19 protein-coding genes and 1 pseudogene are annotated in these 21,705 nt (G+C 40.6%); 7 read left to right on the top strand and 13 right to left on the bottom strand.

What is annotated here, in order from left to right:
* Positions 1–129: 129 nt before the first annotated feature.
* From ACMZOO_RS19155 to ACMZOO_RS19145, 3 genes are all read left to right on the top strand, one after another.
* Positions 130–915, top strand: coding sequence for a polysaccharide deacetylase family protein (locus ACMZOO_RS19155; protein ID WP_440906489.1), 786 nt, complete (start codon positions 130–132; stop codon positions 913–915).
* 235 nt (positions 916–1,150) lie between these two features.
* Complete coding sequence (locus ACMZOO_RS19150) at positions 1,151–2,104, top strand: hypothetical protein (protein ID WP_440906488.1); 954 nt, start codon at positions 1,151–1,153, stop codon at positions 2,102–2,104.
* 1 nt (position 2,105) lies between these two features.
* Positions 2,106–2,930, top strand: a complete 825-nt coding sequence (locus ACMZOO_RS19145; RefSeq protein WP_440906487.1) for a hypothetical protein — start codon at positions 2,106–2,108, stop codon at positions 2,928–2,930.
* A 74-nt stretch (positions 2,931–3,004) separates the two neighbouring features.
* On the opposite strand, the gene ACMZOO_RS19140 is transcribed toward ACMZOO_RS19145, so the two are convergent.
* From ACMZOO_RS19140 to ACMZOO_RS19125, 4 genes are all read right to left on the bottom strand, one after another.
* Positions 3,005–3,310: a putative signal transducing protein gene (locus ACMZOO_RS19140; protein WP_440906486.1), complete on the bottom strand. Its 306-nt coding sequence runs from the start codon at positions 3,308–3,310 to the stop codon at positions 3,005–3,007.
* Between the two features lie 99 nt (positions 3,311–3,409).
* Entirely contained in the window at positions 3,410–3,970 is a 561-nt protein-coding gene (locus tag ACMZOO_RS19135; RefSeq protein ID WP_440906485.1) for a TetR/AcrR family transcriptional regulator, read from the bottom strand.
* Complete coding sequence (locus ACMZOO_RS19130; protein WP_440906484.1) at positions 3,948–4,514, bottom strand: peroxiredoxin family protein; 567 nt, start codon at positions 4,512–4,514, stop codon at positions 3,948–3,950. Before ACMZOO_RS19130 ends, ACMZOO_RS19135 begins: the two co-directional genes overlap by 23 nt.
* 104 nt (positions 4,515–4,618) lie before the next feature.
* Complete coding sequence (locus ACMZOO_RS19125; RefSeq protein ID WP_440906483.1) at positions 4,619–4,951, bottom strand: hypothetical protein; 333 nt, start codon at positions 4,949–4,951, stop codon at positions 4,619–4,621.
* A 227-nt stretch (positions 4,952–5,178) separates the two neighbouring features.
* Between ACMZOO_RS19125 and ACMZOO_RS19120 the strand changes: the two genes are divergently transcribed.
* Positions 5,179–6,282: an AAA family ATPase gene (locus ACMZOO_RS19120; protein ID WP_440906482.1), complete on the top strand. Its 1,104-nt coding sequence runs from the start codon at positions 5,179–5,181 to the stop codon at positions 6,280–6,282.
* Between the two features lies 1 nt (position 6,283).
* Positions 6,284–7,018, top strand: coding sequence for a hypothetical protein (locus ACMZOO_RS19115; protein WP_440906481.1), 735 nt, complete (start codon positions 6,284–6,286; stop codon positions 7,016–7,018).
* Positions 7,019–7,093: 75 nt separating this feature from the next.
* Here the strand turns inward: ACMZOO_RS19115 and ACMZOO_RS19110 are convergent, their stop codons facing one another.
* From ACMZOO_RS19110 to ACMZOO_RS19085, 6 genes and pseudogenes are all read right to left on the bottom strand, one after another.
* Positions 7,094–11,164 carry a cobaltochelatase subunit CobN gene (locus tag ACMZOO_RS19110; RefSeq protein WP_440906480.1) on the bottom strand — a complete coding sequence of 1,357 codons (4,071 nt, stop codon included), beginning with the start codon at positions 11,162–11,164 and terminating at the stop codon, positions 7,094–7,096.
* Between the two features lie 365 nt (positions 11,165–11,529).
* Positions 11,530–11,844, bottom strand: coding sequence for a DUF2149 domain-containing protein (locus ACMZOO_RS19105; RefSeq protein WP_440906479.1), 315 nt, complete (start codon positions 11,842–11,844; stop codon positions 11,530–11,532).
* Positions 11,831–12,421: a MotA/TolQ/ExbB proton channel family protein gene (locus ACMZOO_RS19100; RefSeq protein WP_440906478.1), complete on the bottom strand. Its 591-nt coding sequence runs from the start codon at positions 12,419–12,421 to the stop codon at positions 11,831–11,833. Before ACMZOO_RS19100 ends, ACMZOO_RS19105 begins: the two co-directional genes overlap by 14 nt.
* Before the next feature lie 262 nt (positions 12,422–12,683).
* Positions 12,684–13,787: an HmuY family protein gene (locus ACMZOO_RS19095; RefSeq protein ID WP_440906477.1), complete on the bottom strand. Its 1,104-nt coding sequence runs from the start codon at positions 13,785–13,787 to the stop codon at positions 12,684–12,686.
* 29 nt (positions 13,788–13,816) lie between these two features.
* Positions 13,817–15,907 carry a TonB-dependent receptor plug domain-containing protein gene (locus ACMZOO_RS19090; protein ID WP_440906476.1) on the bottom strand — a complete coding sequence of 697 codons (2,091 nt, stop codon included), beginning with the start codon at positions 15,905–15,907 and terminating at the stop codon, positions 13,817–13,819.
* 57 nt (positions 15,908–15,964) lie between these two features.
* A pseudogene (locus tag ACMZOO_RS19085) lies at positions 15,965–16,690 on the bottom strand (SIR2 family NAD-dependent protein deacylase).
* 171 nt (positions 16,691–16,861) lie between these two features.
* Between ACMZOO_RS19085 and ACMZOO_RS19080 the strand changes: the two are divergent.
* Positions 16,862–17,947, top strand: coding sequence for a DUF2157 domain-containing protein (locus ACMZOO_RS19080; RefSeq protein WP_440906474.1), 1,086 nt, complete (start codon positions 16,862–16,864; stop codon positions 17,945–17,947).
* On the top strand, positions 17,940–18,698 hold the full coding sequence (locus tag ACMZOO_RS19075; protein ID WP_440906473.1) for a DUF4824 family protein: 759 nt from the start codon (positions 17,940–17,942) through the stop codon (positions 18,696–18,698). The genes ACMZOO_RS19080 and ACMZOO_RS19075 overlap by 8 nt, the downstream gene beginning before the upstream one ends.
* A gap of 325 nt (positions 18,699–19,023) precedes the next feature.
* Here ACMZOO_RS19075 and ACMZOO_RS19070 read toward each other — a convergent pair whose 3' ends face one another.
* The 3 genes from ACMZOO_RS19070 to ACMZOO_RS19060 form a co-directional block, all read right to left on the bottom strand.
* Entirely contained in the window at positions 19,024–19,263 is a 240-nt protein-coding gene (locus tag ACMZOO_RS19070; protein ID WP_440906695.1) for an RES family NAD+ phosphorylase, read from the bottom strand.
* 59 nt (positions 19,264–19,322) lie between these two features.
* Entirely contained in the window at positions 19,323–19,757 is a 435-nt protein-coding gene (gene parS / locus ACMZOO_RS19065) for a type II RES/Xre toxin-antitoxin system antitoxin (RefSeq protein WP_440906472.1), read from the bottom strand.
* 241 nt (positions 19,758–19,998) lie between these two features.
* Positions 19,999–21,702, bottom strand: coding sequence for a sodium:solute symporter family protein (locus ACMZOO_RS19060; protein ID WP_440906471.1), 1,704 nt, complete (start codon positions 21,700–21,702; stop codon positions 19,999–20,001).
* Positions 21,703–21,705 lie beyond the last annotated feature (3 nt).

Below are 21,705 nucleotides of genomic sequence, written 5' to 3'. Positions count from 1 at the left end.
TCGGCTATCCAATAAGCCTACACCTGATTAGTCATTAGGGTCAATTCAAACAAACCTAATAGTCACTTAGACAAAGTGACATATTAAAGATATACTCGGCCCATCACACAAACTAACAAAACAAACTCTATGATAACTAAAATAAAACTCGTGCTCGTTTTCTGTCTAACTTGTGCTTCAGTACAAGCAGAAAATTTACTCTGGAATGGCAAACAAGCCGCTATCGCATTAACTTATGACGATGCATTAAATGTGCATTTAGACATAGTCGCCCCACAGCTCAACCAATTTAATTTTAAGGGCACCTTTTATTTAACTGTCGCAAGCGACGCATTTCGTCAAAGGTTAGCGGCTTGGCAGCAAGTGGCAAATCAAGGGCATGAATTAGGTAATCATACCTTGTTTCATCCATGTAGAGCCGATTTACCAAATAGAGATTGGGTCGCAACAGACCGTGATTTAGCTAAATGGAGCAAACAACAGCTGATCAATAATCTAAAAATAGCCAACACCACACTTACAGCGCTAACCGGAAAAAATACTCGCTCATTTGCTTATACCTGTGGTGATACTACAGCAGGCAAAGATAACTTCATTCAAGACATCAAGCCCTTATTTAGCGGCGCTCGAGGCGTGCATTATCAGCTAACCACGCCAAACAATATAGACAGGTACAATATGCCAGCTTATGTGGTGCATGGACAAACACTCGCCCAATTAACTGAGCAAGTAGACCAAGCCATTAAACAACAGGCTTTGCTTATATTTTTATTTCACGGTGTTGGCGGCGAGCATGGTCTAAATATTGATGCGGATACCCATTTAGCGTTACTAGAATATATTCGTAAACATCAACAGCAGCTTTGGGTTGCTCCGGTACACGATATTGCTGAGTTTATTAGCAGCGGCGATTGATATTTCCTACACCTGCTTATTCATTGGAGTCAATTTAAACATAATTTGTTTGAGAATGAGTATACTTCTCAGTATACTCGCCCTCACTTAAATAAATGAATTATATAGGTTAAGGATGACTCAATTGCAGTATAGATCCCTCAATTTTTTCCTGTCGATAATATTTACTCTTTTTGGATTATGTTTTTACGCTAGTTGTCGTGAAGCGAATACCTACTTAGATTTATTGCCCTTTATGGCTCAATTTCGCTTTGATTGGCCAGCTCTAGCGCAACCCAGCGTGGTAAATGGTGCATTGCCCAGTTTTATCCACGTTATTATTATGTCGTGTTTAACAGCCGCAATTACAGGCTTATCCAAAAATAGTTATTGGAAAATCCCCGCAACTTGGTTGTTAATTAATATTGGATTTGAACTGCTTCAGCTTAAGTTTGTTGCGATAAGCTGGCTGGCAGGTACATTCAATCTGCTTGACATAGTTGCAGCTTGTTTAGCCGCCGCCTTAACTGGTTTTTACTTGAATTTTCAACAAAACTCCAACCGAAGAACATCAGCTTTTTCTATTGGCTTACAGTTGCCAATCGTTTTGATTGGTAGCCTAGGTATAACCGGTAGCTTGATAATAGATAACTGCGAGTACCCCAATGGTAAACGTACTTCTTGCGAAGTTAAGCCTTTATATATGCCTTGGGACAAAATCCGCAAACGTAATCAAGTCTACTTTAGTGCGGATAATGCAAACACGGAAACTCAGTCAGCAATCAACGAAGGCGCACTAATTCGCGAATATCAAGAAATACACACCCCAGGAAAGATATATCTATTTAACGATTATTTATTTGTAAACGACCGCTTTAAAGGTATTTATATTTTCGACAACACAGATCAAACTAACCCAAAATATTTGGCTTATGTCAGTGTGGTTGGCGCGACGGATATGGAAGTGTTGAATGGCGTTATGTACGTGAACAGCTTTACAGATATTGTTGCGATTGAGTTGGCCTCCCCCTTTAGCTATCAGCGTAGTGAAAACCTGTTGCCTTACCCAAATGCCGAAAACTGGTTGCCTTCAAACGCCTATTTTTCCAATAAAGGTGAACGCATTGAAATAAATGAAAATAAAGGGATGGTTGTAGGATATGAAATTAAAGGTGGTAAACGCTTTTTCTTCTGGGATGTGGAGCTTTAACATGCAATTACAGAAAATACTCACAATCTCGTTAACCTTGTTATGTTTGCCAGCTTGCCAAGAAGGTAGCTCTGGTTCTGCAAGCTCAGGGCAAAGCGGCTCGTTAGCGGCCATGACGATCTTTCAAGATGAGCTGGTTTTCGTCGAAGACTCAACCATATATACCTTCCAGCTACAGAACAAATTATTTCCTGAGCTCACTTCAAGCACCCGGGCTTGGAATAGGTTAGAAACTGTTTTTAACTATCAAAACGAATATCTAATGTTCGGAACTCAACGTGGTGTACTCATTTATGAACCAGACAACACCCCAAACGCTTACAACAAATTTAACCAAATTTCGCAAATTGCCCACTTACGCGCATACGACCCAGTAATTGCCATTGGTGATACCGCGTATTACACCATTAGAGATGGTGACACTGACTTCAATAGCGATAGTACAGATGTCGTTGGCGTAATTAATATTAGCAATATAGGCTCACCAGTAATCGAATCTTTATACTTAGATTTGTACGAACCGCATGGTTTGGGATTACACAACAACACTTTATATGTTTGTGATAAAAAGGAAGGTTTGGTTAAATTTAGCATAGAGCAAATTGCAAATGAATCAGACGATTTAGTCGATATTGATGGTACACCCGTGACTGACGAACAAACCGTTAAAGGTTTAGTCCGCCAGCCATTAGACAACAGTTATGCATGTAACGACTTAATAGTGAGTGGCAATACTTTGATCTTAACCTCTGCACTAGGTATACAGCAGTTGCGTATAGAAAACGACAGTTTAACTGTACTTAGTGAAATATCTAAAGATGGTTAATGTCGGCCACATTTGAGGTTTTGTCGGCCATTTTTTCAATTTGTCGGCCACTTTAAATGGCCGACAAATTTAAACTAACGTGCTTTTTGGCAACTCCAACATATCTCAAAAGTCGCACTATTCTCTTCACCACAACTGGTACATACCCAGTCAGCCTCTTGGCTGTTGGCAGTTAAACTTGCTTCGGTAATAACCAGTTCAGCTTCTGCAAAATCAGCTTCATTTACCCATAACTCAGGCCAACAATCGAATGGCGATATTTCTCCCATGGCACCTTGGGCAAATTCGTTTTTAAGCACAACATGAATGCCCTGGGCTTCAATTAGATTTTTCGCATTGTGCACTAAAAAACTATTTTCGCTTGTGTAAACTTTTTTCATAAATAGCGTCCGTTCGTTGGTTAGGTTTATATAAAGTGTAGTTCACTAATTGCACTGAACGCGAATTAGCAAAACGCTAAAGCGCATTGAAAACAGCAGTCACAGTTTTTGCAACAATAGCTCTATGCTGGCTAATTTAGGCTGAACAACTTGAGTCGATTTCGCTTGGCGAACTTCTGTCATTACGCCCCAAAATAAACTAACAAATACTTGCGCAACCTCTGGCGCATGAGCAATATCATCAGCAGCTAGCGCACGTTGAAAAGCATTTGTCAGCTTTTCTGTAAATGCACTATGCGCGTGTTCCACTAAGTTTTGTGGTGCGTGCGCTTCGAACAAAGCATTACAAATAAAACAGCCAAAATTGCGCGGGCTAGTTGGCTCTGATTTCGCTAAATCAGTAAAAAATTGCACTATGCTATGTTTATTCGCTGCGGTAAAACGTTCAGCCAGTACAGTATCAACTAAAGCTAAATAATCCTTTAATGCCAATTCAAACAGACTGTTTTTATCACCAAAGGTATTAACCAAACTTTTGCCTGTCACCCCAGTGCGTTTTTCAAGCGCAGCATAGGTACAAGCCTCGTAGCCTAGCTCCCAAAAAGCCAATAATAATTGCTGCTTTACTACCTCTGGTTCAAACGCTTTGTGTCGCCCCACTACCTACTCCAATTGTAAACTGATTAATACGGGCTATATCAATATGGTCACCTTCGTCTTTACCATAATGCACTTCAACCACCACACCAGCTTCATCTACCAAAATATCCAACGGCATAGTATGCAATTTACCACTGATTTTCCAAGGAAAATAACCTTTAACAAACATGGCATAACACAACTGCGGCAAACGAATTAAACCGCCTTTCAGGGTTTTCAGCCAAGAGTGCTCAACCGCAAACTGCCGATAATATTGATTAGTTTGATCGGCCAAAATATAAAATGGCGCTTGATGTTTTTCACTGGTGGCTTGCAAATCAGCCAATGTAGAATCGAATATCGCCACCACAGTAAATTGCTGCGGCCAATTATCAGCTTGTTGTGTGAGCTGATGAATTCGTAAATTACAAAACGGACAGCTAGCAAACCGATGAAAACTTAACAAATAGCGTTTTCCTGCAAGCTGATTAATCTCAAAACGCTTGCCATCTAACATGGGTAAAGACAACTCAGTAATTTTATCGCCAACTTTAACTTTAGGCATGCTCGCCACTCCCCTTTTTACAATGAACGATGTAAAACATTCTAAAATAAAACAATGAGCATTGTAAAATGCAATTTTAGTGAAAATAGCAGCTATGGATTTACTTAAGCAGGGTTAGCTTTGATGGGTGTAATGTATTCGGCAAGGTCCTGTTGAATAATGGCTTCAACGTTTCTGCTGTTTAACGCTAAGCGAATAACATAATCCTGCTGATTGCGTTTAAACAATAAAGTCAGCCCTTTGTCGTAGGGGTAAACTTTATAGTCAACATACTCAAGTATTGTCCCTGCCTTGTGGCATGTGCCATCAAAATCATAAAATTCAGTAACTATCTGATATTGTTTGTCTTGTTCAAGTAATGGCTGTGCCTGTTTGGACGGTATATCGTCGTTATTACTGTGATTGGCTTTGAAATAATTTAGGATTTTTTGTAACAAGGGGATATCCAATACTGAGTTTTAGGTGGATAGCTTACTAGAATTATGCTTGATGAAACATAATTGTATTATCAATGTTTGGGCGCTAGACAATTCTCAGATTTTCTAAGCTTAAAAACTTTTCTCTATTCGCGATTGAAAGAGCTTGGCTTATTGCCGTAAAAAAATTACGGCATACAAGCTTGTTGTGTTAGAGTTAGGTAACCTGCTTGTTTGGACTAATACCCATGTTATCGAAAGTTGCCGTAAAAAATTTTAGAAATTTCAGCGATTGGTTTGAGTTTGATCTAAAAACCAACAAAGCATATGAATTTAACCGTGAGATTATCTCTGGTGAAATTATTAAACATTCGATAGTTTATGGGAAAAATGGCCAAGGTAAATCTAATTTAGGGTTAGCAATATTAGATATAACTTGCCACTTAAACGATGACGTCAATGTATTACAGTCGCTAAGCGCAAATTACCACAATGCTGATTCAAGCCATGATTTAGCTGAATTTAAATATTACTTCGAGATAAACAACACAGAAGTGCTGTATGAGTATGGAAAATTAGATTGTAAAACAACAATTTATGAAAAGCTAACTATTGGTAAACAAGCAGTTTTAGATATCGACCGACGTAAAAGCAACATAGCAAAATTCGGCTTTGCTGGCTCTGAAACGTTAAAAAACGACTTTACGTCTCGAGCAATATCAGCGGTCAAATTTATTAGTGCGACGGCCTTGCTGGCTGATAATTCAGTAAATGACACTTTTTTTAAATTTATCCGCTTTGTTGAAGGTATGGTGTTTTTTAGAACTCTTAACCGTAACAGGGAGTTTCATGGTCAAGTAATTGATTCGAAACGTTTATCTCAAGTAATTATTGAAAAGGGTAAAATTAAAGATTTTGAAGCCTTCTTAAATTCATCAGGTGTTGACTGCAAACTAGATGTAAGTGGGCCTGCGCACGATGAAGTTATTGAGTTTGTATTTGATAACAAAAACATAGAATTTTCTTTAGTCGCCTCAACAGGGACTATGTCACTGGGAATTTTCTATTACTGGTATATAAAACTCATGAGCAATGAAATAAGCTTCGCTTTCATCGATGAGTTTGATGCGTACTACCATTTCTCACTTTCCAAAAATATAGTTCAAAAGCTTTCTGAATTGAACTGCCAAACAATTTTAACGACACATAATATTAGCCTGATGTCTAATGAGCTACTAAGGCCAGATTGCTATTTTATTTTAGATAAGAAGCAATGGCCTTTTTACACACTAGTGGACAAAGAATTGAGAAAAGCCCATAACTTAGAAAAAATTTATAAAGGACTAACCTAAGGTGCAAAGTATAATTTTGTGTGTTTTTGAAGGCGAAAAAAGAGAGCACCAATACTTTAACAATTTAAAACGCTTCTTCTTGGACGAAAAGAATATTGTAGCTTGCAGTTTCGGCAACGACATCTATAAACTCTACAAAATTTTGTCGGAAGACGACTATGCCCTAGACACGCTGGAAATCTTAAAAGAATCAAACGATGTTCCAAAGAACAAAACCCTTCTTGCAGACTATGAAGTAGATGACATCAACCAAATATACCTGTTTTTTGATATGGACTGCCACGATGAAAGTTATGACAGCCAAAAATTAGCAGACATGGTAAGCTATTTCTCCGACGAAACCGATATGGGTAAAATGTTCATCAGCTACCCTATGGTTGAAGCAATCCGAGATGTTATGAACCTTGAGGAATTTACGCCGCAAACTGCTTCCTTGGAAGACTGTAAACAGTACAAACAGCTTTCAACTAGAGGCATAGCTCACCTCGCAGATCCGCGAAAATTATCCAAAGAAACATGGCTGAAATTGGTCGTATTTAATGTCGATGTTGCTGCTCATAAAATACTCGGAGCGCCAGCTAAAACCAAGTATTCAGAGTTATCTCTCCCTGAACAAATCGACATTGCTAATCAGCAGTGCCTACAGCTAAAGCACGAAAAATTTATTTATGTGTTAAGTGCATTTCCAATATTTTTGTTCCACCAATATGGCATGAACATTTTGCCAAATAACTAAAAGTTCAGTAAATGTCCAAGATAAACTCGGCGTAAAATATCAAGGCCAGCAGAATGCTGGCCCAATATATAAGCGTTAGCTTAAAACCGCCCTTCTCCACAACATCTGTTTTAACACGCCAGCAAATACAAACAATAAACAGCCTGCGAACATGGCGTATATGGTGTTATCTGGCTCTGCTTGGTTGGTGTTTTGTTGCTGCTTTTCAAGTTTTTGGCCACTAACTTGCTCGGTTGCTTGGGCATTGGCTGCGGCCGATACATCTAGTGCAGGTGCTTCCGCCACCGGTAATTTGAGCTCTAAACCAAAACCTGTCGCTTGTTGCTCGGCGTATTCACGTAGTTTTTCATTTTCAACCACAAGATTGTATTGATTAACTAGGTATTGGTAACGCTCTATCAAGTCTTTTAAGGTTTGTGCATCGGCTTGCCAATATTCTTTGCGGCTTGCTTCTAACATGCGCTCAATCATATTTGCTTGCGATTTAGGGTTGTTTTTTTCAAACCATTCGTTAATGTCTACGTCTAATTTGTCTTTAACATAAACTTGATAAAACTCATCCCATTGGTCGTCGCGCACTAGGTTTGGATCCATTACTTGCCAGCCAAAGAAATTACTTAAGCTGCTCGCCATAGTAACGGCACCGCTATAACCTTCTTTTTGCATTTCTTCTACCCAACGTTGGTGGAATTGGCGCGTGCGTAATTCTTTGGCTAAAAAGGTTGCTGCGCTTTCAGCTTTACCATTGTTGGCGTCACGCAAATTGCTGATCACCATTTCTGGCGACTGACCATCTAAGTTACGCACAGCCAAAGCTAAACCACCAAAATATTGGAATGGATCGTCCGACGATAACATGCCAAATATGTTGGATGAACGCGAGAACAAGGCGATATCTGTGCCAGATAATTGTTTGGCGTATAAATCCGCATCGGCTAGCTTTTCGCCCCAACGGCTGTTGTCGTCACCATAGGCATAACCCATGCGTGATAGGTATAAATCAGCCAGTTTGCTGTCGGTTTCCCAAGTGTCAGATGCTATGGTTGAACCGCCCAAACCTGAGCCATAGTTACCCGATTCATTCGAGAAAATACGCACCGATGACATATATACAGCGTCGTCTTCACTTATGCCTTGTTCAAGCAGCTGTGCTTTAACTTTTTGGCTGTTGTCCCACAAGGAGTTGTTTGCTTCTTTTAGCTCTGTTACTTCGCGAATGGCTTTTGCCATCCATAACATTACGTTTGGAAACGCATCGCGATATAAACCAGTTGCCGATAACACCACGTCTACTCTTGGACGTTTTAGCTCGCGCATTGGGATAATTTCAGTACCAGTTACGCGGCCGTCGCTGCTCCATACTGGTTTAACACCCATGGCCGCCAATACTTGCGATTCTAATACACCGTAGTGACGCATGGTTTCCATTGACCATAAACTAAAAGCGAGTTTGTCTGGATACCGACCGTGTTTTTGGTAGTAATCGGCAATTAATTTTTCGGTTAATTCTACACCTTGTTGATAAGCGGCTTGGGTTGGCACTCGGCTTGGATCAAAGCCATAAAGATTATCACCAGTTGCTAATGAATCTGGATGACGAATTGGATCGCCACCGGTTTTCACTGGGATATATTTACCACTTAAAGCCGCTGACAAATGTTCAATTTCGCGAATACCTGTCATTTTGTTGTACAGCTCACGGGCTTTTTCTAACTGCTCAACTAGGGCTTCATCAAAGTCAGCATCAAACTTATGTTGTTCAACGACATAATGTTCAATTAACTCAAATCCTGGAATGGCTTCTAATTCAGTTGAATTAAAATCTAAATGGCGATCTTGTTGAGCTTCTTCATCGTGATCATGCTGATGTTCACCATGGTCATGGTGCTCTTTCTGATAAGCCAGTGCTTGCTCTCTAAAAGGTTTACCTAACATTTGAATTAGCGTTGAAACCAAGAGTTTCTGCACTGAAAGTTCGCCAAATGTATGTAAGCCAAGTGGCTGATTTTCAGTGGCTAAGTCTTCCAAATACACATGTAATTCTTGCAAGAATTCATCGAATTTGGCTGAAATATCCGTGCGTTGCCACGCTAAATCTTCACAAATTTTGTTGTCAAAACAGGCATCAATAATTTGTTCAGCCGTCTTTTGTTTTACCCCACCTTGGTCGAGTGACTTGTACTGATGCATTAATTCGTGCAAATCGGCCACTTCGTTTTGTAAACCTGCGGCAGCAAATGGTGGTGTCATGTGGGCAATAACAGTTGCGCTACCACGACGTTTGGTTTGCATGGCTTCGCCAACATCATCAACAATAAATGGGTAAATAACTGGTGTATGCCAAGTGGCGAGGTTGCTTTGGTCGTACAACGACAATCCACGCTCTTTACCCGGTAAATATTCGTGTGAACCATGAGTACCTAAGTGAACAATTGCATCACTTGCCCAATATTGGCGAGCGTAAAAATACGCAGCCAAATAGTAGTGATTCATAGGCACGGTTTCTTCGTGGTAATAGCGTTTTTCGTCTTCTTCATTTTCTGAGCGCGGCGGTTGGCGCATCACTAACATATTGCCGTTGCGAATGCGTGGAATGACAAAATATTGTTTGCCTTCGCGCTCGACTACCATAAATTTGCTTGATTGTGCTGTGCCCCAAAAGTCATTAATTGGTTGGCGAATATTGGCAGGTAATTGATTAAACCAATGCAGATATTCTTCAACTGGCATTAACTCGGCAAGGTCGTCTTTTATCAATTCATCTAACTGATAGTTGCGGTAAAACGGGCTTAAAATTCGGTCGATACGGCTAGTGAAATAGTCATCTTTTACTGCGTTAATCGCATAACCTTGTTGGTTTAAACTGTTCGAAATAGAGGTCAAACTGCCTGGTACATTTAAATAAGATGCACCAACATCACTGTCGCCCCAAACCATTACAGTAAATTTTTTATCGGCATTTTTTTTATGTTTTAACTTAGCCCAGTTGTGCGCGCGGCTAACTAAGTGTTCTAGTTGATAGTCGATAATTTCTAGCTTAGAAGTTCTTCTGTCCATTGCGGCAACAATAATTGGATCTGTCACACCGGCTGACTCTGGCATAACTAACTGGAATGGTGTCATGTTAGGTGAAATACCTTGGCTGCTTGCTTCCCAGTGTTGTTGATTGCCATCGTAATAGGTTAAACCTTGTAGTACAGGTACGCCTAAGTTTTCAAATTCTACTTTGCGTTTGTTTGCCCAGTGAATTGAACGATAGTTAATAATGGCGTCTATTACTGTGTGTTTTTCGCCGCCAACTTGGCTAGTTAATATATAGCTATAGTCACCCGCCATTGGGCTTAATTCAAAATAAAACGGCAGCGCGATAACACCTTGTGCGGCTAATTTTTTAATGGTTTCATCCACCAATAAGGTGCTGTCTGATTCAATTAAATTACGCGCAAATAACACGCCAACTACAGGTTGGTTGCTTTGGCCATTCGCCTTGATATCGGCTGAAAACTCGCTTTTGTACCAAGTTAAATAATCGGTTAATTGTTCAAATACTAGATTTTGATATTGTGGGTGGTAGATACCCACATCAGGAAATACGATAGGTGATTGAATGGCAAATGCAGCGCTATTTTGCCCATCCATAACAAATACTTTGTGTTGCAGGTATTGAGTTAAGCGGCGCATGTTTTCACCGCCACCATTTTCGTAATATGCAATTATGCTGTTAACTTGCTCGCTGGATAATCCTTTGTTTAATTTAGGATTGTCTTGCCATTTTAATGCGAGCAAGTCTGTTTGACTGTTTGCAGCTAAAGGCTCTAATGGTGCGAAGCTGTTTTGGCTGTCGCGCTTTGAAACACCGGCAAATATCACTAAGTTATATTGATTAAAATTGCGGATGTTTTGTTGGCTGGCTTGCTTATCATCCAAGAGACTTTTAGCACTTTTTGCGACTAGCTCTATATTGGCTTTGGCGAGATTGTCTTTTAGTAAATTTACTTTGGCTCTGTCTGCGTGTGAGCCATTAACCCAGAGTATTGTTGGGTTGTTGGTTGTAGCTGCATTGGCTGTGGCATTTAAGCTGAAAATGCTTAACCAGCAGCACAATATGCTTGTTATGTAGGTTAACAATCGAGATCGTGTGTTCATTGTTGTAACTCTTGTTATGTTATTTAATTTTGCTTGTAGCGTTTGTGCACATCTCAAACCGCTGGAGACACACCACCAATAAAACGCAAACACGCATAAATCCATCCTTGGAGCTCCGCCGAGCCATCCATGGCTCAGAGGGTTTGCTTTTTTCTTGCTGGTGCATCTCCGCTATTCTGTGTTTACCGCGCTTCTTTCTAACCGTGCGCTATTCCAACTCCTAAGTCGCACATAATGCTGCATCGAAATTACCGAGAGCCAACCTTGAATTGCATGGATGCAATTCGAGAGCGCCCATGGACGGCTTGCAGCGTTTGGCGATGGTAATTCCATGCGGCATTGTTGGCACCGAACGAAATTACAAACTATTCGCCGCCTTCCGGTACATATACAATTGACCCATCAGCCATTTTGTAGGCAACACCTGCTTTAGTGCCTTCACCCGAACCAATTTCGCCGCTACTTTTAAACGTCTCAATGGTTTCACCATTTTTGATAATCATTTCCATATTCGGCTCACCCGCGTTTTTAATTACAGTGACATTTTCGGCACTAAACGGATTCATTGGGTTTTGTGCAATCGCAATTAACAGCGCGGCGATTAACACCAAAAAAACGTCAACTAAGTTGACCACGCTTAATGCTGGGTTGATTGCTTCGTCTTCATCAAGCAGCCGCATTGTTTTGCTCCGCTTGTGTTTTTGTTGTTTGCGGATTAGATAAATTGGCTCGTGCGTTAACTGCAACCAACTCTTCAGCCAACCAACGCTTTTTCACACTGGCGATCCAAAATGTAATAGAAGCGATTACCAAACCAAAAATAACTGCTGAGAATGCGATAATGAGGTTTTCGCTGATACCTTGAATATCACCGTCGGCCAAACTTTTAAGCGCTGGCCCCATTGGGATCATAGTGGCGATTAGACCTAACATTGGCGCAAGGCGGCTAACATTACGTACACCTTCTAATAATTTAAGTGCAGCCACGTCTAACTGGTCTTTATCAATTTTTTTGTTGTGATTAGCCAATTGGGCAATTGGATAACCTTGTAAATTCTTTCCTGAAAATTGAGCAACATCCTTGCTGTTTACAAATTCATTAAAATGATTTTGGTTTTGTTTGCGCTGCCATGTTTGTGCGACACATTCGCCAATGGCGAATAAGCTGTAGATGAATAAGATAACAAGCAGGATTAGTACAGGTGCCATGAAAAAGTCTGACATCTGGTACATAAGTTGTTCAATTTGGGTGATCATAATTTTTCTTTCGTGACTTAAATTTAATTTGTTAAGCGTTTCGTGCGATATGCACACTCAGGGCGCTAGTGCTCACTTCAAACCGCTGGAGACACACCACCAATAAAACGCAAACACGCATAAATCCGTCCTTGGAGCTCCGCCGAGCCATCCATGGCTCAGAGGGTTTGCTTTTTTATTGCTGGTGCATCTCCGCTATTCAGTGTTTACCGCCTTTCCTTGTGCACAATTCCAAGCGGTATTGTTACCACCAGAGTCAGGCTTACAATGCATCCGCGCGGAAGCTGTAGTTACCCGACTCTAAATCAGCGTTGTAATAACCAGTAATTTGTAACTTATAAGTCGCTGAAGCGGTTTTGATTAAATACACACCATATTGCGACCACAATTTATGACCACTTTGTAAGTTGTATTGATACCAAACTTGATCATCAAAAGCTTTTACATGGTATTCATCAGGTTGGAAGTAGTAATAACGTAATGCTGCGGTATCAATTGCCGAGTAATTGCTGCCAAAGTCTTGGATAGCAGTCGCATCGTCAGCAATATGCATTTCGTAACCAACTTGGTCGTTGTTGCCAGTACATGGCATGTAGAAATCCCAAGCATCAGTGCTTGAAACCATTTGTTTTAAATCAAAATCAACATACAAACCTAAGTAGCTTGCACAAGCTGCAACTGCATCAACAGTTAATGTGCTTTCAGCTTCAAAACTATCATCCGACGCACCTTGATTAGCCAAAGTAAAAGTGACACTGCTTAAACCACGAGCTGCAGTTTTAACAAAATCACTAACGCGGAATTTACTGAAGATACCGTCTGACTGAACAATAAAGTATTTGTCAGCCGACGCTGAAGCTACATGGTTTACCGGGTCATAATCGTAAAAACCATCCAAGATATATTTAGTTTCATCTTGCTTAAACATATCGTCAGCAGGTACAGCATCAGCTGTAACTGAGGTGTAATCTTCTAATTCAGTTTCAGCGGTTGCATTGACAAAACTGTCAACAATGGCTTTGCCGTCAGCATCAAAAAAGTCTGCATTGTTGCCAGTGAAGTACATGCCAACTGTGTTATCAGCATGGGTATTTAAATAAACACCTGTGCGTTTAAATGCGATATCCCACTCACTGTTAGCGGCGGCTTCTTCAGCGGTTAAAGTTAATTCTGTTTGTGTGTCCAAATCAAAATAAACAAATTTAGAATCAGCTGAAGTACCGGTTGAATAAGGGCCGAAACTGCTAACAACAGGGGTATTATCTTTGCCGCCAGTGTCGCTGCCGCTGTCGTTTGAATCACTGCTGCCACAAGCAGTTGCCAATAAGGTAAGTGCCGAAGCCACTAATAATTGATTGTGTTTCATAGTTTGCATCTCTATAAAGTAATTTTTATTTAAAATTGATAGGTAAAGCCTGCGTATAAACGTCGGCTGCTAACTTCTCTTGCATCAAACTGCCCAGCTGCTACCGCAGCTTCGTCTGCATGCTCGTCAAAAATGTTGTCTATACCGGCGCGCCAAGATAAATTTTCATTCCATCTCTGGGTGAAATTTAGGTTCCAACTGCTCCAGTTGTTGTTGGACAATCCGGTAAAATTTTCATTGCTATAAGCTTCATCCGCTTGGAAAAGCCAATAGAGCAAAATGTCTAAATCGTATTTAGATAACTGATATAAAAAGTTGCTTTTAACCTGATGGCGAGGTCGGTCGGCTAAACGACCAGAGTCAAGATTGCGGGCATCTAAGTAGCTGTAATTAAATTGATATTGCCAGTTGGTTAAACTGAGTTTGGCGCTAATATCAAAACCTTTCATCTCTGCTCGGTCGATATTTTCATATCTAGATATTTGATATTCGTAATTAACTGCTTGGGTTGCAGCTTGGTTAAATTCAGTTTTAATTAAGTTTTCAACTTTAGAAAAATGTAGATAACTTTCTAACTCAAAGTCCGCTTGTTTGTTCCAAACTGGTGTTTGCCAAGTCATAGTTACATTGGCTTGCTTAGAGGTTTCAGGCTGTAATGTTTTATTGCCCCATACCACGTAACCTAAGTGGCGATGGTCGAAATTATAGTGGCGCTCTTTTAAGTTAGGTACGCGATAACCTTCGCCAATACCAAAACGCCAGTTAATTTTTTGCTCACCAAAAGTTTGTTTGAGCATGGCAGATAAACGCAAAGCTTTATGCCAGCCAAAATCAGTGTCGTATTGGCCGCGGGCTCCGGCTAGCAACTGAAAGTCGCCTTGAATGTAGTTTGCTTGGCTATACAATTCGGCCGCAGAGCGGCTCTCGTTATCAATTTCAATGGTGCCGTTTTGCACTACCTTGTATTGGTCTAATCCATCAAAATGCGCCACACCACCATTAACCCACTCAATTTCCGCATTATGCGACTTTAACGGTATAGTTACTACATACTTACCGTCTATATCATTGAGCTTAATAGTGGTGTCGCGTTTGGTTTCTTCGCCACTAGTTTCTTTATGCAGCATGGATCGTGTATTTATGTTCCAAGCTTGGTTATTTGCCCAAAAAGCGGTGTCGAATTGGTACTGCTCCACTTCCGAACCATAGCCAGAAACCACAGTTTCTTCACCAACCGATAAACGGCTTTTTTGTTTAAATTTATCTTCAGCAAAGTAACGTAACTTTGCTTGCGCATTAAAGCTGCTAAATTCGCGGGTTAATGAAGCGTCAGCAAATAATTTGTCTACGCTAGCAGAAGATTGTTTTTGGTCTTGCTTGTTGTAGTCAAAACCAGGTTGTTGAATTAAATTAATATTGGTTCTGGCTATCCATTTACCAAATTGGCGCGAGATGTTTAAGCGTGTTTGGTGTTCATACTCATTGCCGTCAATCGCGTTGTCGTGGTAGTTAGCCAATTCGTAGCTAATTTTTGAACTATTGCCAATCGCTTTGTTGGTGATGATATTAATTACCCCACCCATAGCTGAGCTGCCATACAAAACAGAACCGGCACCACGCATGACTTCAATTCGCTCGATATCATTAACACTAATTTGATCTAAATCGACCTCTGAGCCAGTTGGGGTTAATACAGGTTGGCTGTTAATCAATACCAATACCTGATTACCACCAAAACCTTGCATTTGAATGTTGTAGCCGTCTTTCTGGCTGCGGGTAACAACCAGTCCAGGAACATAATTAAGCGCTTGAGCGACAGTGCCTTGGCTAACGCGAAGAATTTCGTCTGCGGTGATAACCTCAACCGCAACGGGAGAGTTGCTTAATAATTTTGCAGTACGAGTACCTGTAACAACAATATGTTCAGCTGCTGCAGTGGTTTGCGCAGTGTCAGCCAGCGCGCATGGGGAGATGCCTAAAGTGACTAGTGACAGAGCCGTTACTAGACTAGACAGCTTAAATTTTTGTTTAACTAAATCCGTTTGATTGCGGCATCCCTCTTGCCCGTTTAAAAATGGAAACAAAACAACAACACCAACACAAATGATAATAATTCGCATTTTAATAAACATTTAAATAAAGTCAAGATAGCTTGACTTTATTTGTTTAAATGCCGGTTATTGTTTTTGAATATATTGTAATGCTGTCATTCTGTGGTAAGTGACATCTGGGTGAAATAATTGCACTGGATTTGGATCAACCACTTCGATTGGTATTTGATTGTAGCGGGCAATATCTAACGCCATTTGCGTAATGCCAACGCTAAACGAGGTACCGATAAATACAATGCGGCTAGCCTTTTTCATCCGCTGTTTTGCTTCGAAAATGCGGTAAAGTTCAGTGTAATACTCATCAAACAGCAAGACATAAGGTTTGTACGATTTGTCTATCACCGGCGTGTGGTTGTCAATTTTAAACAGCTATAATAAAGACTGCTGCAAACAAGTTTCGTCCACCTTATGCCATGGTGCATCTATCACTTGAACATCTTCAACCATTTCATCTTGATGATGAAACAAGGTCATTTGATCAATGCGCCCATGTATTGCTATGTAATCTTTATTACCCGCTTTACCATCTAAGCCATCGATATTTTGTGTGATGAGGTTTTTATCCGCTAACCAATGGTGTACCTCGTTTGGCCCATGGTTGCGATACACAACAAATCTTTGATAGTACCAAGATAAAAACTCAGATGGATTGTTTTGATACATGGCCCGAGTCGCCATTTCCATTGGTGTATAGTTTTTACTACCAATAGACCAATAACCGTCTTCACCACGAAATGTCGGAATGCCGCTAGCCGCGCTGACACCCGCGCCGGTAATGTAAAGAGTGTTCATTTAATTCCTCCATTCTAGGTTTAGTGTCCAATCTGCCTTGCGGATACATTTCGCCATTATTTTACTTTTGTTCCGACTTTTTATTCTTGTATTAGTAGTTATTCAACCAAACTTGACTTCCGTTAGCAAATAGCTGATAAATCAAGCAGTTTAATCAAGGTAGATAATAAAATGCACAGTAAACAAAATGCGCAACACAGGGTCGATCAAATCAATGCATTTAACTCAGAGTTGAATCAGTTAGAGCAAGAAGGCGTGTTTCAGCTTTCTGATACAGATAAATCCAACCTAAACAACCATCACCAACAATTACTAAAATCCCTCAGCAAAATTTTTGATATCGACGCTTCCGCTAGCCAAAAGCAATTTAGTTTAGCTATGAAAATAGCCTCGTTTATCGGCGCGCTCGCGTTTAGTGCCAGTTTATTTATGCTGTTTTATCAATACTGGGGCAACTTAACCACGCTGGTACAAACCAGTGTTTTGATCAGCAGCCCACTGATTGCTTTGGCATTAACTCAGCTCTGTTTGGTTAAAGAGCAGTCCGGCTATTTTGCCAAAATTGCGGGTTTAGTTTGTATAGCGGCGTTTGTGCTTAATTTATCTATGCTCGGGCAAATTTATAATATAGCACCCTCACCCAATGCCTTTATTGTCTGGGCTATTGCTAGTTTAGCGCTGGCATATATGACGAACTCTAGGTTATTACAAACTTTCGCAATTTTGTTTTTTGCAGGCTTTTTATCGGCAAAAATAGGTACTTGGTCCGGTATCTACTGGTTGTCTTTCAGCGAACGGCCGGAAAACTTTTTTCTGCCCGCATTAATTATTTTCGCCCTTGGACACAAACACCAAAAAGGCTTTGAAGAGTTTGTAGCTATCTATCGAATTTTCGGGGGCTTATTATTTTTATTGCCAGTTTTAGTATTGGCAAATTGGGCGCGAGGCAGTTATTTAACTATCGACCCAGGCATAATCGAAGGTAGCTATCAGATTATCGGCTTTGTTATATCCGCTGCATTAATTTATCACGGCATTCGGCAAAATTGGCGTGATTTAGTTAACCTTGGCAGCACATTTTTCACGCTATTTCTGTATACAAAAATGTTTGATTGGTGGTGGGACTGGATGCCGAAATACCTGTTCTTTTTAGTTATCGCTTTAACTGCGCTGTTAATTTTAATGGTATTTAAAAGGCTACGAACGGGTGAAATAGGCTTATGGTTAAACGCAACAAAAGGAGCTGAACATGCGTAAACATTCATTGTTAATCGGCGTTGCCATTTTAATATTGGGAGTCAATACATTCGTACTTGGCAAGGTTTGGTATAACCAAAATAATCCACTTTATTCTGTTGTTTTAACCGAGCGTGAGTTAACCCTTCCTTACTTTACCAATCAGGAAAATAGCGGAGTTTCTTTATCGTTCTATGTGCAATTTCCACAAGAGAAAAATAGATATACACCAACTTGGTTAACAGTAGAAAAAATAGCGGCACTCGAACTTTCCGACAATTCATCAAAAGAGCTTTATCTAGCATTAGAACTGGATGGTGATGCCCACCAACTCAAGCTGAAACAAGCCGAATTAAAATATCAAACTACCTTGGATGACCTTACTTCCACTGATTTTGAGCGTAAGGATAGCTTGCGCATCAGAGATCACTTGAAATACAGCGCCTCTCGTTTATATGCGATAGATGCAGCAACCAGTTTCAGTGAATTAGCAGATAAGTATGCAAAGCAAAGTAACGTATTTATAGCCAAAGGGATTGTGCGCATCCACCAAACTTACTCCAACAAATCTGAAGACGAAAGTGACACGATAGCTGGTAACATAGACAGGCTGAGTGTCGATTCGGTCTTTATTCCCAACCCAAAAAATCAAAAGCTGAAAAGTTTAGATTACCGCAATAAATATAGATCAGAAGAAAAACCTAGGTATCAAGTTGAACTCACTTATGGCGCTAATATAGAGCCTGTGGTGGGTAAAGTGAGTTTGCTCTGACAGCTGAATTTAACGGCCTCAACCTTTAAACTTGAATCAAGCAATTGCGAAACAAGCCGTTTCGCAATTGGTGTGTCTAACTCAATTCGCTACGCAGTGCGTCACGTTTTGGTGATGTTATATAAATTAGCTGAATAAGCGAGGGGACTAACTACAATTTGGCAGCAAGCCGATTAGGATATTGAAATGCTTTGCAGTCTATACAACTTATTTTTTCGGCATCTGCATGCGCGGGATTGATGATAAAATTATACTCGTCTGCACATAAACTTGATGGCACTCGCAATACAGAAGATGAACACAACTGCAACCATTGGGATCCAATCTACTGTGTGTCATTTATATAAGGGTGGTCATCCCAACTCTGTGGCAAATCTCCCACTTCGAACTTATCAATAGCAATAGAATCAGGTATTAAAAAGGTACATATAGACAAATTGGTGCTGAGAATATCAGTGGAGTCATTCACCAATCTTTCAAGCATTGCCAAAGCTCGAGAGCTGGCACTGTACACCACTGGGTTGCCAATAAAATGCCATCGCCCTTCAGCGTAAAGACCACCCACACCAGATAAAGCATTATTCACATTATTAAATTGTGCGGGCGCGATTCGGTAACACAACACTATGCAGCAAACCCGTGTGCTAAGCCATTGATTATTCGTTTAATCAGCTCCCGTCCTCTAATTGAGTTAATCACGGACTTCGGTGGATTGTTATTAAACTGAATATTTGGGGTGTTTAACCATTCATTCCAACGTTCAACACTGCCAAAATATTCAATGCCGTGAGTTGATAGCCTTGCAAGCTCTAGAGCGTTCTCACTTACATTTTTACTCAGGGGCTTTTTATCTTTGCGGTATCGCTCTAGCGTGCGGGTTGTTGTGCCTATTGCATTGGCAATAACAGGCATTTCCCAATGCAGCATTTTACTTAGGTGGTCTACACCGACCACTCTTAAACCCGTATTAGCGACATTAATTTCATCAAATGGATTTGAGTGAGTAGTTAACTTGCCGTTACTCACCACTTTAATAAAGTCACGTTCTGCAACCTGCATACAAGCCTCTCAATAAAACGACATTTGACGTTAATTATAGCGACAGTTTACAAATTAGCAAAAAAAGGCCAGCAAGCTGGCCAACACACACATAACGCAAATGAAAACTTTGAATAATTGATGCTGCTTAAGAATGTATTAGGGCGATAACCTAGAGCAAAACGTACTTTTCAGGGACGAAAAGTCCGAGCTTACAAGGATGTACTTGTAGCGTTTTTGCGAAGGTTATGCCCTAGTGCATTTACTCAACCCTAATTCCATATTTATAAGTAACAAATCCGCTCACAACAGCAACAACACCCATGCCCATGGCAAATAACCAGTCTTGATAAAACCACGCGCCGGTTGCAAATAACGCGCTATAAGTCCCTATGGTTGCTATCGCTGCTATTACTAATCCTTTGGTTAACTCTTCGCGGCTAAACTGAATGCGTTGCCAAAAGGTGTTTAACGTTTGTTCACTTTCAGGCTGAGTCACTAAAGTTACTATGATCCAAGCGGCTGTGGTTAAACCAACACTTAACAACATTTTTTGCCAGCCGACTAACTCTTCAAATGGGCCGAATTCAAACAACATGCTAAAGAAGAATGAAAAGACCATAGCTGAAATTTCACTCCACGCATTAATGCGCCCCCAAAACCAGCGTAGTAAGAATAGTAAACCTGTACCTGCGCCTATGGTCATTAATAAACGGAAACCTTGTAGCGCGTTTTCTAACACTAAAGCCATTAAACTTGCGCATACCATCAACAACACGGTCGCGACTCGGCCAACAAATACTTGTTGTTTGTCGCTGGCATCTTGTTTAATAAAACGCGCATAAAAGTCGTTTACAAAATACGAAGCGCCCCAGTTTAAGCTGGTCGAAATAGTTGAAACATACGCCGATACCAATGACGCAACCACCAAACCTAATACACCTGCTGGTAAAAAAGTTAACATGGCTGAATAAGCTAAATCGTCTTTAACTAAATGCTCTGGCACGTTTGGAAACGCTTGCTGTAAGCTGGCTAAATCTGGGTAAACAATAATGGATGCCAGCGCAACTATAATCCAAGGCCACGGGCGTACAGCATAGTGACACAAGTTAAAAAATGCAGATGCAGCAACGGCGTGGTTTTCATTTTTCGCCGCTAACATACGCTGGGCGATATAACCACCGCCACCTGGCTCAGAGCCCGGATACCACACGCTCCACCATTGCACTAACAATGGAATAATAAGCAGTGGCATATACATTTCTGGGTTAGAAAAATCAGGCGCAAACGCAAGTTTATCGACAACCGCTGGATGACTAAGTAAATTCTCAACGCCACCAACAGCCGGATGGGATACCGCAAAATAAGCTGCTGTTACCGAGCCGACCATAGCTATCACAAATAAGATTAAATCCGTGATTAATACCCCCAAAAAGCCACCTAAAGTTGAGAAAATAACGGTAATTAAACAAGCGAAAATAATCACCATAGTTGGGTCTATACCAAAGAGTACACTACCAATTTTTACCGCAGCTAAGGTGACATTAGCCATAATCATAACGTTAAAAAATATACCTAAATACAAGGCTCTAAAACCACGTAAAAAGCGTGCTGGCTTGCCGGTATATCTATGTTCGTAGAACTCAACGTCAGTCGTTATACCTAAACGACGCCATAATTTTGCATAAACAAAAGTGGTTAACATGCCGGTTAATAACATGGCCCACCAAACCCAGTTGCCTGATACACCTTGTGAACGAACTATGTCGGTAACCAAGTTAGGTGTATCGGCCGCAAATGTGGTTGCCACCATAGACACACCCAACAACCACCAAGGCATGCTTTGTCCGGCTAAAAAGAAAGAGGCACTGCTTTTTGCTGCGCGTTTACTGACAACAAAACCAATTACCATGGTAGACGACAATATAACTAACACTATCGCCCAATCGAGTATGGATAACTGCATAAC

It is taken from the genome of Catenovulum sp. SX2, assembly GCF_052056295.1.
Lineage (GTDB): Bacteria > Pseudomonadota > Gammaproteobacteria > Enterobacterales > Alteromonadaceae > Catenovulum.
Note: the sequence above shows the minus strand (reverse complement) of the source record. Positions and strands in the feature narration are given on the sequence as shown.

Coding starts and splice junctions, on each gene's coding strand:
- ACMZOO_RS19155 (WP_440906489.1), top strand. CDS start 130: ATGATAACTAAAATAAAACTCGTGCTCGTTTTCTGTCTAACTTGTGCT.
- ACMZOO_RS19150 (WP_440906488.1), top strand. CDS start 1,151: ATGGCTCAATTTCGCTTTGATTGGCCAGCTCTAGCGCAACCCAGCGTG.
- ACMZOO_RS19145 (WP_440906487.1), top strand. CDS start 2,106: ATGCAATTACAGAAAATACTCACAATCTCGTTAACCTTGTTATGTTTG.
- ACMZOO_RS19140 (WP_440906486.1), bottom strand. CDS start 3,310: ATGAAAAAAGTTTACACAAGCGAAAATAGTTTTTTAGTGCACAATGCG.
- ACMZOO_RS19130 (WP_440906484.1), bottom strand. CDS start 4,514: ATGCCTAAAGTTAAAGTTGGCGATAAAATTACTGAGTTGTCTTTACCC.
- ACMZOO_RS19120 (WP_440906482.1), top strand. CDS start 5,179: ATGTTATCGAAAGTTGCCGTAAAAAATTTTAGAAATTTCAGCGATTGG.
- ACMZOO_RS19110 (WP_440906480.1), bottom strand. CDS start 11,164: ATGAACACACGATCTCGATTGTTAACCTACATAACAAGCATATTGTGC.
- ACMZOO_RS19105 (WP_440906479.1), bottom strand. CDS start 11,844: ATGCGGCTGCTTGATGAAGACGAAGCAATCAACCCAGCATTAAGCGTG.
- ACMZOO_RS19100 (WP_440906478.1), bottom strand. CDS start 12,421: ATGATCACCCAAATTGAACAACTTATGTACCAGATGTCAGACTTTTTC.
- ACMZOO_RS19095 (WP_440906477.1), bottom strand. CDS start 13,787: ATGAAACACAATCAATTATTAGTGGCTTCGGCACTTACCTTATTGGCA.
- ACMZOO_RS19090 (WP_440906476.1), bottom strand. CDS start 15,907: ATGCGAATTATTATCATTTGTGTTGGTGTTGTTGTTTTGTTTCCATTT.
- ACMZOO_RS19080 (WP_440906474.1), top strand. CDS start 16,862: ATGCACAGTAAACAAAATGCGCAACACAGGGTCGATCAAATCAATGCA.
- ACMZOO_RS19075 (WP_440906473.1), top strand. CDS start 17,940: ATGCGTAAACATTCATTGTTAATCGGCGTTGCCATTTTAATATTGGGA.
- parS (WP_440906472.1), bottom strand. CDS start 19,757: ATGCAGGTTGCAGAACGTGACTTTATTAAAGTGGTGAGTAACGGCAAG.
- ACMZOO_RS19060 (WP_440906471.1), bottom strand. CDS start 21,702: ATGCAGTTATCCATACTCGATTGGGCGATAGTGTTAGTTATATTGTCG.